Annotated in this window: 10 protein-coding genes; 1 reads left to right on the plus strand and 9 read right to left on the minus strand. The window is 29.5% G+C overall.

Features of this window, described 5'->3' with window-relative positions; genetic code table 11:
• Positions 1-98: 98 nt before the first annotated feature.
• The 8 genes from rny to gmk all read right to left on the minus strand — a co-directional run bounded on the left by rny (position 99) and on the right by gmk (position 9303).
• Positions 99-1640: a ribonuclease Y gene (gene rny / locus DY249_RS03035; protein WP_115595137.1), complete on the minus strand. Its 1542-nt coding sequence runs from the start codon at positions 1638-1640 to the stop codon at positions 99-101.
• Between the two features lie 396 nt (positions 1641-2036).
• Complete coding sequence (tsf, locus tag DY249_RS03040) at positions 2037-2705, minus strand: translation elongation factor Ts (protein WP_245943495.1); 669 nt, start codon at positions 2703-2705, stop codon at positions 2037-2039.
• A gap of 10 nt (positions 2706-2715) precedes the next feature.
• On the minus strand, positions 2716-3564 hold the full coding sequence (gene rpsB / locus DY249_RS03045) for a 30S ribosomal protein S2 (protein WP_101540068.1): 849 nt from the start codon (positions 3562-3564) through the stop codon (positions 2716-2718).
• Between the two features lie 137 nt (positions 3565-3701).
• A complete protein-coding gene (gene ftsY, locus DY249_RS03050; RefSeq protein ID WP_115595138.1) occupies positions 3702-4967 on the minus strand; it encodes a signal recognition particle-docking protein FtsY in 1266 nt (421 codons plus the stop codon).
• Between the two features lie 9 nt (positions 4968-4976).
• On the minus strand, positions 4977-7343 hold the full coding sequence (gene priA, locus DY249_RS03055; protein ID WP_115595139.1) for a primosomal protein N': 2367 nt from the start codon (positions 7341-7343) through the stop codon (positions 4977-4979).
• Between the two features lie 4 nt (positions 7344-7347).
• The gene (coaBC, locus tag DY249_RS03060; RefSeq protein ID WP_115595140.1) at positions 7348-8520 is read right to left on the minus strand and encodes a bifunctional phosphopantothenoylcysteine decarboxylase/phosphopantothenate--cysteine ligase CoaBC; all 1173 of its coding nucleotides are present in this window, start codon (positions 8518-8520) and stop codon (positions 7348-7350) included.
• The gene (gene rpoZ, locus DY249_RS03065; protein ID WP_101540072.1) at positions 8517-8702 is read right to left on the minus strand and encodes a DNA-directed RNA polymerase subunit omega; all 186 of its coding nucleotides are present in this window, start codon (positions 8700-8702) and stop codon (positions 8517-8519) included. The genes coaBC and rpoZ overlap by 4 nt, the downstream gene beginning before the upstream one ends.
• Positions 8695-9303 (minus strand): guanylate kinase, encoded by a 609-nt coding sequence (gene gmk, locus DY249_RS03070; protein WP_115595141.1) that lies wholly within the window; start codon positions 9301-9303, stop codon positions 8695-8697. Before gmk ends, rpoZ begins: the two co-directional genes overlap by 8 nt.
• A gap of 85 nt (positions 9304-9388) precedes the next feature.
• Here gmk and DY249_RS03075 point away from each other — a divergent pair, with 85 nt between their 5' ends.
• The gene (locus DY249_RS03075; RefSeq protein WP_115595142.1) at positions 9389-11134 is read left to right on the plus strand and encodes an Rqc2 family fibronectin-binding protein; all 1746 of its coding nucleotides are present in this window, start codon (positions 9389-9391) and stop codon (positions 11132-11134) included.
• Positions 11135-11179: 45 nt separating this feature from the next.
• On the opposite strand, the gene DY249_RS03080 is transcribed toward DY249_RS03075, so the two are convergent.
• Entirely contained in the window at positions 11180-11458 is a 279-nt protein-coding gene (locus DY249_RS03080) for an HU family DNA-binding protein (RefSeq protein ID WP_101540075.1), read from the minus strand.
• Positions 11459-11474: the final 16 nt, after the last annotated feature.

Consider the following 11474-nt stretch of genomic DNA (forward strand, 5'->3'; position numbering starts at 1 on the left):
AAAAATTAGACTAGCTTTATAAAAAATCTATAAATTAAAAAAACTGCCAAAAGTCGTTGTTGGCAGTTTAGTTTGATTTCATTACTATTTCTAATAAATTATCTTGCATATTCTATTGCGTTTGATTCTCTTAAGACGTTTACCTTTATTTCTCCAGGATACTCTAACTCTTCTTCTATACGTTTTGCAATTTCTCTAGCAATTACAATCATTTCATCATCTGTTATTTTTTCTGGTTTAACCATTATTCTTAATTCTCTACCAGCTTGTAGAGCAAATGACTTTTCTATTCCGTCAAAAGAATTTGCTATAGATTCTAGATTCTCTAATCTTTTTATATAGTTTTCTAGACTTTCGCGACGGGCACCTGGTCTTGCTGCTGATATTGCATCAGCTGTTTGAACTAAAATAGATTCCACACAATTTGGTTCTACTTCACCATGGTGAGATTGTATTGCATTTATAACGTATTTGTTCTCTCCATAGCGTGTGGCTACTTCTATGCCTAGCTCTACGTGAGTTCCTTCCATTTCTTGGTCTATTGCTTTACCTACATCATGAAGTAATCCGCCTCGTCGGGCAACTTGGGCATCTGCACCAATTTCTTCAGCTAACATGCCCGCTAGTTGAGCTACTTCTACTGAATGTTTCATAATATTTTGACCATAGCTTGTTCTGAATTTCATTTTACCAACAAGTCTTACTAATTGTGGATGTAGATTTCTAACTCCGGCAGCTTCAACTGCTTGTTCACCATCTTCCATGATTCTTTGCTCTACTTCATCTTCAGCTTTTTGTAGCATTTCTTCGATTCTAGATGGATTTATACGACCATCTTGGATAAGTCTTTCTAAAGCTACTTTCGCTACTTCACGTCTGACTGGTTCGAAGGAAGATACTACTACCGCTTCTGGAGTATCATCTATTATTAAATCTACTCCTGAAAATTGTTCGAAAGCTCTAATATTTCTACCTTCACGGCCGATAATACGCCCTTTCATTTCATCATTTGGTAATGTAACCACTGATACAGTATTTTCTGCTACTTGATCTGCTGCATATCGTTGAATAGTAGTGGCAAGAACTTCTGTAGCAATTTTTTTGCTTTCAGCTTTTACTTTTTCTTCAGACTCTTTTATAAGTTTTGCAGTTTCATGGATGGTTTCTTTTTTAACGTCATTGAGAATTATTTCTTTAGCTTCACTATTTGTTAGGCCGGCAATAGCTTGCAATTTTAACTGTTGTTTTTCAATCAGTTTATCAATGCTGTCTTCTTTTTGTTGTAACCTCTTCTGATCACTAGAGATTTGATCAGCTTTTTTGTCAATCAATAAAGCTCTATTGTCAAGACTTTCTTCTTTTTTAAATAAGCGAGATTCTTTTTTATCGAGTTCTTCGCTTCTTTTACTGAACTTCTTATCATTTTCTTTTTGTAATTTAGATATCTCATCTTTTGCTTCCACAAGAGTCTCACGGCGTAAGGTTTCTGCTTGCTTATTAGCATCTTCGATGATTTGGCGACTGAGTTCATCAGCGTCACCTATCTTTTTTTCACTAGATTTTTTTTGATAAACGAAGCCTAAAATAAAAGCTAACAATACGAAGGCGACAGTAATGATTATAAAAACTGGATTATCCATTTAATATCACCTCCTATTAAATTCTCGGAAATTACTTTCCTTTATAATTATACCATAAATTGATAATTATACGAATAAGCAAAATATAATTCTTAAAATAAAAAAATTATTTAATTAATGATTTCGTTACTATTTTATTTGTTTATCATATATTTTCTTAAAGTAGTAATTTTAACTACATTTTTAATAGTTGAAGACTATAGGCAATAATTCATATAGCATAATTTTTTATCGATAGATTACACTTTAACTACGGTTTGAATTATTTTTTGAGCTTTAATATCTGCTTTTGATGCTTCAATATCTAAAATTAAAATATTAGATCTTTTATTATTTAAAATATCTTATTAAAAAAATCACCTATATGTACATATAGGTGATAAAAATATTTTAAGCTTATGCATTCATTTGTGATGCTACTTCTGCTGCGAAATCTTCTTCTTTTTTCTCTAGTCCTTCACCAACTTCAAATCTAGCAAATCGTCTAATTTTGATATTTTCTCCAACTTTGCTAGCTGTATCTCTTAGATATTGTTCAATAGTTTGATCAGGATTTTTGATGTAAGCTTGATCTAATAGACATACTTCTGAGAAGTATTTTTTAAGTCTTCCTTCGACTTTTTTCTCAGCGATCATTTTTTTCTTATCTTCAGGCATATTATCAGAAGCTTCGTTGATTGCTTGATTAACTAATATTTCTCTTTGTTCAGCAACATCCTTTTCATCAGCATCCTCTTCAGAAATGTATAAAGGATTTGCTGCAGCAATGTGCATTGCAATATCTCTAGCAAAATCTTTTACAGTATCAGTATTTGCAGAAAAATCTGTTTCGGTATTGATTTCTACTATAACACCAATTTTATCATTGTGAATATATGAACCAATAACACCTTCTGCTGCAACACGTCCTGCTTTTTTATCTAATGTAGCTTGTCCTTTTTCTTTTAAAAGTTTTACAGCTGCATCGATATTGCCATTAGTTTCTTCTAAGGCTTTTTTGCAGTCCATCATTCCAGCGGCTGTCATTTCTCTTAATTCTTTTACTAACTTTGCACTTACTGCCATTGTTTTCTCCTTAATTTTCTTCTGTTTTATCATATGCAGCTGTTTCTATTTCTTCTGCTGCATTTTCTAAATCTTCATTTGATAGAGGAGCTTCTTCTTGCTCTTCTTTTTCTTCTGAAGTTTCATCGTTATTATCTTCTTCTTGGATGAAATCTTCTTCAGATGGATCAAATTCGCTTCCTTGATTTGCTTCAACTACAGCATCTGCAATAATAGATGTTATAAGTTTTACTGCACGGATTGCATCGTCATTTCCAGGAATTGCTAAGTCAACATCATCTGGATCACAGTTAGTATCTACTATTGCTACAACTGGGATACCTAGTATACGAGCTTCGTGAACTGCAATTGATTCTTCACCTGGATCTACAACAAATAGTACATCTGGAAGTTTCTCCATATCTTTAATACCACCAAGATTTTTTTCAAGTCTATCCATTTCTTTTTGGTATTGTAGTACTTCTTTTTTAGGTAGAAGATCAAATGTTCCATCTTCTTCCATTTGTTCATATCTTTTTAGTTTGTCAATGCTTTTTCTAATTGTGTCAAAATTTGTTAACATACCACCTAACCATCTGTTAGCTACGTAGTATTGTCCAGATCTTTTAGCTTCTTGTTCGATAGCATCTTGAGCTTGTTTTTTAGTTCCTACAAATAAAACTTCTCCGCCATCAGCTACAATATCTCTAATAGTTGTGTAAGCATCTTCGATTTGTGTTGCTGTTTTTTGTAAATCTATAATATAGATGCCATTTCTTTCTGTAAAGATGTATTTATCCATTTTTGGATTCCATCTTCTTGTTTGGTGACCAAAGTGTACACCAGCTTCTAGTAATTTTTTCATTGAAACTACTGCCATATATATTCCTCCGTTTTCTTCTTCCACCCTCTTCTTTTGAATATCTAACCACAATTGGCAACGAGATACTCATCCGAGTGTGTGTATATTTTTGTAGTACTGTAATATTTTACTATAGACTATATAAAATATCAATACTAAAACATAGCTTCTACAAATGATTCTGAATCAAATTTTTCTAGATTGTCAATACCTTCTCCAAGTCCAATATATTTTACTGGTACATCTAACTCCACTTGAAGTGGGAAAATAATCCCGCCCTTAGCTGTTCCATCTAATTTAGTTAGTATAAGACCAGATATATCAGTAACATTTTTAAATTCCCTTAGTTGGTTTACAGCGTTTTGACCTGTTGTAGCATCTAGAACTAATATATTCTCACGAGTAGCACTTCCCGCATGAGTATCTATGGTTTTATTAATTTTTTCTAATTCTTTCATTAAATTTTTTTTGTTATGTAGACGACCTGCAGTATCACAAATTAAAACATCTACATTTTTACTTTTAGCTGATTTAATAGCATCAAATATAACAGCTGATGGATCTGCTCCTTCACTGTGAGCAATCATTTCTACATTAGATTTTTCTGCCCATTCACCAAGTTGTTCTATAGCGGCAGCTCTAAATGTATCTGCGGCAGCAAGCATTACTGATTTGCCTTCTTTTTGTAAATTATGAGCAAGTTTGCCAATAGTTGTTGTCTTCCCAACTCCATTTACACCAATTACTAATATGATAGCTAGTTCGTTTTGAATAATATTTAGATTATTATCTAAATTATTTTCGTCTAGTTTTTCAATCATTATATCTTTTAACACAGGATATATTTGATTTGAGTCTTTTATACTTTGTCTTTTAATCTCATCACGTAAACTATCTACTATGTCTAATGTAGAATCCATACCAATATCAGCTGATATTAATATTTCTTCAAGTTCCTCATACATATCATCATCAATTTTTACATTAGCAGTAAATAAATTTTTGATTTCAGATGAAAATTGATCACGTGTTTTAACTAATCCTTCTTTTAACCTCTCAAAAAATCCTATTTTCTCATCTTCTACTTCGTCATTTTCTCCATTAGTAGTTTCAGTATAATTTAGGCTTGGAGTTTTATCATATTCTGAGAAGTTATCAGATTCATATTCTAGATTATTATCAGAATCATTATCTAAATTTTCAAAATATATAGGTTCATCAGATACAGGTCTATCCCCAAAACTTACATCATCTTGATCGTCTTTTTCTATAGTAATATTAGAAGATTGCTGACTAGAAGTTTCAAAAACTATTTTTTCATCTTCATAATATTCATCATCAAAATCACTATCTAGGTAATCATCTTCTAATTCTTTATCTACTTGTTCATCATTTTTCTTTTTTTTAAAAAAGTCAAACATTTTTTCTCCTTAATTTATATTAGTTGGATTTAGGGCTGGAATAAAGCTAGTATTATTATATTTATTTATAAATTCATTTCTAAGTTTATTAACTGTATTCCTTACTAGATCTAAGTCGTCATCTGATGCTTTTACAATAATATTATACCTATGTTTATTATTTATTCTTGATATTTTACAAGGATTCGGTCCTAGTATCTCTACATTTTCAAAAGACTTTAATCTATCTCTAAGTTTTTTAGTAAATTCGCGAGATATATCAATTGTACTTATCCTATTACTATCAATTACTTTTATAGTTAAAATATTTTTAAATGGAGGATATGAAAAAGCATTTCTTTCTATAAGTTCGTTTTTATAGTAATTAATGTAGTCTCCATTTTTTACAGCTTGGATTACAAAATTTTCTGGTTTGTAAGTTTGGATAATTACTTTTCCCTTTTTATTGCCGCGCCCACTCCTACCTGCTACTTGAGTAAGCAATTCAAAAGTATTTTCTTGAGACCTAAAATCCCCAACATTCAAACTTAGATCTGCTGAGATTATTCCAACTAATGTAACATTTTTAAAATCCAAGCCTTTAGCAATCATCTGTGTTCCTAAAAGTATGTCTATTTTGTTATTTTTCATACCATCATACATTTTTTGATATGTAGATTTGTTACTAGCTTTCATGCTATCCATACGCATTATATCGGCATTAGGAAATAAAGTTTTTACCTCTTCTTCCAATTTTTCAGTTCCAGCGCCAAATTCCTTGATTTTTTTTGAATGGCAGTTTGGACAAACCTTAGGTTGATTTTTAGTTCTGCCACAATAATGGCATACTAGTTTATTAATATTTTTATGATAGGTCATCGCTACATCACAAGCTTCACATTTTATGACATAACCACAAGTTCTACAAAAAGTAAAAGAATTATGTCCGATTTTATTTAAAAATAAAATGGTTTGTTCTTTTTTCTTTAAATTATTTTTTATTTCTTCTTGTAACCTATAGCTGATTATAGAGTAATTAGAACTCTTAAGTTCTTCTTTTAAATCGATAATTTCAATATCTGGTAGATTATTATTTACTCTATTCTTTAAATGGATTAGATCATATTCTCCATTTTTAGTTTTACTCATAGTTTTTATAGATGGTGTTGCAGATGCTAATATCAAATTACATTTATTATAATTTGCCCTAAATTTTGCAATCTCATCTGTATGATATTTGGGATCTTTGGATGATATATAAGAATTATCATGTTCTTCATCAATTATTATTATCCCAAGATTTCTAAATGGAGCAAATATAGCAGATCTTGCTCCAATAGCAATTTTTACTTCTCCATTATTTATCATTCTCCATTGATCAAATCGTTCACTTGGAGTAAGTCCAGAGTGAATAATAGCAATTTTTTCATCAAAACGCCCTTTAAATCTTTCAATAGTTTGAGGCGTAAGGGAAATCTCTGGTACAAGAATAATAGCTTCTTTTCCTTGTTTAATTACCTCTTCTACCATTTGCAAAAAGATTTCGGTTTTTCCAGAGCCGGTCACTCCAAATAGTAAGAAATGTCCATCTGAATTTGATTTAATTTTATTAAATGCAAGTTCTTGTTCATTATTTAATTTGAATTTACTATATTGGTCGTATCTTTTAGTAATTTCTTTTTTTGTTTCTACTTTTTCTATGGCTATAACATTTTTTTCTACTAGAGAATTTAAGCTGGATTTTAAAGAATTAGTTTCTTTTAGTAAAATGCTTAACTTTGTTTTTCCATTTTTTTTAAGATAATCTATTATATCTTTTTGCTTATTTGCATTTTTATTTATTTTAATATCACTACCAGTTAGATAAGCATACTCATCATAACGTATATTTTGGGTATTTTTTACATCATATGATATACCAATTTCACCTTGATCAACAAGTGAAAAAATGTCTTGTTTTATATCTCCAAATTTTTTAATTATTTCATCCATGGTTCTATTTTTAGCTAAGAAGTTGAGAATATTAGAATCTTTTTTGCTTTTAGAATAATAAAATGTTTTAATATTTTTTATATCTGTTGGTGGCATCACTTGTTTGAGAGAGGCTTGAATGGGTGACATATAAGTTTTGCTCATAAAAAAAGCTAAATCCATTAACTCTTCTGAAATTAGTCTTCTATTATCAATAATTTCTAGGATGTTTTTTATTTCATAATCAGCATCTAATTGATCAATTATTCCATAAACAAAAGCAACGCTAGTTTTATTTCCCTTTCCAAAGGGAACTAAAACTCTCATTGCTATGTCAATTTTATTATTAAATTTTTCTGGTATATGATATGTAAAAGAACGATTTAAAAATCTACTTTTACTATCAATTATTACTTTTGCGTAAATACTATCACCTAATTAAGTCTAAAATTTGATTTGCAAGTTCAGTCTTAGACATTTTTTCTAAATTTTTAATATTATCTTTAGATATTATACTTGCTATATTAGTATCCATATTAAATCCTGCACCAGCTTTTGTAAGATCATTTGCAATAATATAGTCTGCATTTTTCTTTTTTAGTTTAGCTGATGCATTTTCTATTAGATCATCTGTCTCAGCTGCAAATCCTATTACCTTTTGCTTAGTCTTTTTATTTCCAAAATATTTAAGAATGTCAGTATTTTCTACAAACTCCATTTTTAAATTTTGACCTGATTTTTTTATCTTATGATCGCTAACTATACTTGATTTGTAGTCAACAGGAGCCGCTGCCATTATTAAAGCATCTGCATTATTGAAGTTTTCATCAATTGCATTTTTCATTTCTTCGTTAGTCTTAACTTCTATGCGATTTATACCTTTTATGTCAAATGGCTTTACAGGACCAGATACTAAAACAACATCTGCTCCACGTTTTTTAGCTTCATTTGCTATATTATATCCCATTTTTCCGCTAGAATGATTGCTTACATATCTTACAAAATCTATAGGCTCTATAGTTGGTCCAGCAGAAACTATAACTTTTTTTCCTTTTAAATCTTTATTTGTAAAATATTCTTCAAGATACTCAACGATATTTTTTGGTTCTTCAAGTCTTCCATCACCTACTGTATTACAAGCAAGGATTCCTGATTCCGGAGCAATCACTTTTACCCCATAAGATTTTAGTATTTCAATATTTTTTTGAGTAGCAGTATTTAAAAGCATTTGAGTATTCATAGATGGTGCTATAATAACATCCTTTTCACAAGCTAAATATGAAGCTACTAAAAAATTGTCGGCAATACCATTAGCCATTTTACCAATTGTACTAGCTGTTGCTGGAGCAATTAGCATAACATCTGCCCATTTTGGCAAATCAATATGGTGAACACTTTCATGATGGCCTTCCCACATATCCATATAAACTTTACACTTTGCCATTGTTTCAAAAGATAATGGACTAACAAATTCTGTAGCTGCAGGAGTCATAATAACCTGTAAATTTGCATTCTTTTTTTTTAGTCTAGAACATAGGTCTAATACTTTATAGGATGCTATACCACCACTTACCCCTAACAATATATTTTTATTTTCTATCATTTTTTTGTAACTTTACCCTCTATAACTTCATTTAGGGCTTGAGTAACTGGTTTTGCTTCCACTTGTTCAGTAAGAGGGGCTGATCCACTTACAATTCTTCTTGCTCTTTTTGAAACCATCATACAAATGTCGTATCTGCTTGGGCTTATTTCTGCTAATTTTTTAAAAGATGGGTTATTCATCTAAAATCTCCTTTATGTCAAAATCTTCTTCTCTAAATACTTTATGTTTTTCAGCATTGATTATTTCATTTACAGAATTTATTGCTGAGTTAATATGATCATTGATAACTAAATAATCATAGTATTTGATATATTCTAGCTCTTTACGAGCATTTTTCATTCTTAAATTAATATCATTTTCAGTTTCAGTACCACGTCCAACTATGCGATTTTTAAGTTCTGATAAACTTGGAGGCGCCAAAAATATGAAGACAGCATTTTCTGTATTTTTCTTTACATTAACCGCACCTTGAACATCTATTTCTAAAACAACTATTTTTCCTTCATTTATTTTTTTATCTACAAATTCCTTTGGTGTACCATAATAATTATTATGTACATGGGCATATTCTAAAAACTGATCTTCATCAATCATATTTTTAAACTCTTCGTGGCTCTTATAAAAATAAGAAACCCCTTCTACCTCCCCATCTCTTTTTTCTCGAGTGGTTGCAGATACAGAGTAAACTAAGTTTTTTTGAGTATTCATAAGATCGTGTAGGACAGTACCTTTACCTACACCTGATGGACCAGATATTACTAATAAAAAACCTTTCTTCATTACGCCTCCTTATTATAAATATTTTACTTTTTAGCCCCCTTATTACAAGTAAGAAAAAAAGTATAATAATTAATGAGGTGAGAAAATGACATATGACGGAATTGTAACTAGAAAAATAGTTAATGAATTAAAAAATGTAATTTTAGGAGGAAAAATACAAAAAATCACCCAACCTTCTAAAAATGATATTGTATTAAATGTATATTCAATGGGCAAAAGTTACAAATTGCTCTTAAGCGCAAACAATAATGAGGCTAGAATACATCTTACTAACAAAAAATTTGAAAATCCTGAAGTTCCACCAAACTACACCATGGTTTTAAGAAAACATATAAATCAAGGAAAAATCGTAGATATAACACAAAAAGGACTTGATAGAGTTGTTATATTTTCAATTAGCTCAATAGATGAAATGGGATTTGACACTAGTAAGAAATTAATTGTTGAAATAATGGGTAAGTATTCAAATATTATATTAACAGATGAAAATTATAAGATAATCGATTCTATAAAAAGAGTAAGCGAAAATATGTCATCTGTTAGGCAGCTATTACCAGGATTAACTTATGAATTTGTAGAAGATAATAAATATGATATAACTGATCCAGATTTTTCATATGATATAAAAAAATTGGACCAAAAACTTGCTGATAATACTAAGCCAGACAAAATATTTCATAAAAACTACACAGGATTTTCTCCAATTGTTGGTAAAGAAATTGTTTATAGAGCAGGAATAGATCCAAAAATTAATTGGGGACTTGTAAGTGAGCATGAAAAAAATAATATGAATAATATCTTATATCAATTTCGTGATGATATAATAAATAATAATTTAGAGGCTTTTTCTTACACAGACGGTAAAAAGATCAAAGAATTTCATACTATAGATCTAAGTAACTTAGACTATAGTAAAAAACATTATGAACTAATGAGCCAAGCAATCGAAGAATTTTTTGATGTAAATAAAACGCATGATAGATTAAATCAAATAAAAAAAGATCATATCAAAAAGATTAATTCTCATATAAAAACAACTCAGAAAAAAATAAATATATTAAATGATAATATCCTAAATGAATCCAAGATTAAATCTTTGCGAAAAAATGGAGATTTACTTTCTGCTAATGTTCATAGAATTAAAAAGGGTGATAAAGATATAATTGTAAAAGACTTTTATGATAATAATAAGCAAATAAAAATAAATTTAGATCCTTTAAAAACTCCATGGGAAAATGCGGAAACTTTTTATAATAGAGCAAAAAAAATCAAAAATTCAGTAGATTATGCTGAAAAAGATTTGCCAAAACAAAATGACTATCTACAATATCTAAATCAACTTATTGATTTTATAGAAAGATCAACGAGTATAGATGATCTAAATGACATTCGCGATGAAATGATAGAAAATAATATTATTAAAAAATATTCAAAACATAAGGTTAAAAATAAAAAGTCTAAGCCATATCATTTTTTAACAGATAACGATTCAGATATATATGTAGGTAAAAACAGTAAGCAAAATGACTATATAACTTTAAAGCTTGCTAATAGAGATGATTTATGGTTTCACGTTAAGGATGTACCCGGAAGTCATGTTATTTTAAGATCTGATAATATAGATGATGGAGATATAATAATTGCTGCTTACCTTGCAGCTATTAATTCATCTATTAATGATGAAGAAAAAATTGATATTGACTATACACAAAAGAAAAATGTTAATAAAGCTAAAGGCGCTAAGCCTGGCATGGTATATTATGAAAATTTTAATACAATAACTGTTGATACTACAGATGATCTAAGAACTCAATTTAAAGAAATTAAATAATAAAAAACCGGACTTTATTTCAAGTTCCGGTTTTATTTTTATAAATTATTTATTAACTGCTTCTTTAAGAGTTTTACCAGCTTTGAATACTGGTGCTTTAGAAGCTGGAATTTTGATAACTTCATCAGGTTTTCTTGGGTTTCTACCTTCACGAGCTTTTCTATCTCTTGTTTCAAATGTACCAAAACCTACTAATTGTACTTTATCACCTGCAACTAATGTTTCAGTAATTGTTTCTATCATTGCGTTTAGAGCTTTTTCAGATTCGCTTTTTTTAAGTCCGCTTTTTTCTGAAATGCTAACTAATAATTCTGATTTATTCATATTTCCTCCTATAAAT

The organism is Anaerococcus octavius (assembly GCF_900445265.1).
Lineage (GTDB): Bacteria > Bacillota > Clostridia > Tissierellales > Peptoniphilaceae > Anaerococcus > Anaerococcus octavius.

What these genes read in the sequence shown, in the direction of transcription:
- DY249_RS03075 (WP_115595142.1), top strand. Translation starts at nt 9,389, where the DNA reads ATGACATATGACGGAATTGTAACTAGAAAAATAGTTAATGAATTAAAA.
- rpsB (WP_101540068.1), bottom strand. Translation starts at nt 3,564, where the DNA reads ATGGCAGTAGTTTCAATGAAAAAATTACTAGAAGCTGGTGTACACTTT.
- rny (WP_115595137.1), bottom strand. Translation starts at nt 1,640, where the DNA reads ATGGATAATCCAGTTTTTATAATCATTACTGTCGCCTTCGTATTGTTA.
- DY249_RS03080 (WP_101540075.1), bottom strand. Translation starts at nt 11,458, where the DNA reads ATGAATAAATCAGAATTATTAGTTAGCATTTCAGAAAAAAGCGGACTT.
- tsf (WP_245943495.1), bottom strand. Translation starts at nt 2,705, where the DNA reads ATGGCAGTAAGTGCAAAGTTAGTAAAAGAATTAAGAGAAATGACAGCC.
- coaBC (WP_115595140.1), bottom strand. Translation starts at nt 8,520, where the DNA reads ATGATAGAAAATAAAAATATATTGTTAGGGGTAAGTGGTGGTATAGCA.
- rpoZ (WP_101540072.1), bottom strand. Translation starts at nt 8,702, where the DNA reads ATGAATAACCCATCTTTTAAAAAATTAGCAGAAATAAGCCCAAGCAGA.
- ftsY (WP_115595138.1), bottom strand. Translation starts at nt 4,967, where the DNA reads ATGTTTGACTTTTTTAAAAAAAAGAAAAATGATGAACAAGTAGATAAA.
- gmk (WP_115595141.1), bottom strand. Translation starts at nt 9,303, where the DNA reads ATGAAGAAAGGTTTTTTATTAGTAATATCTGGTCCATCAGGTGTAGGT.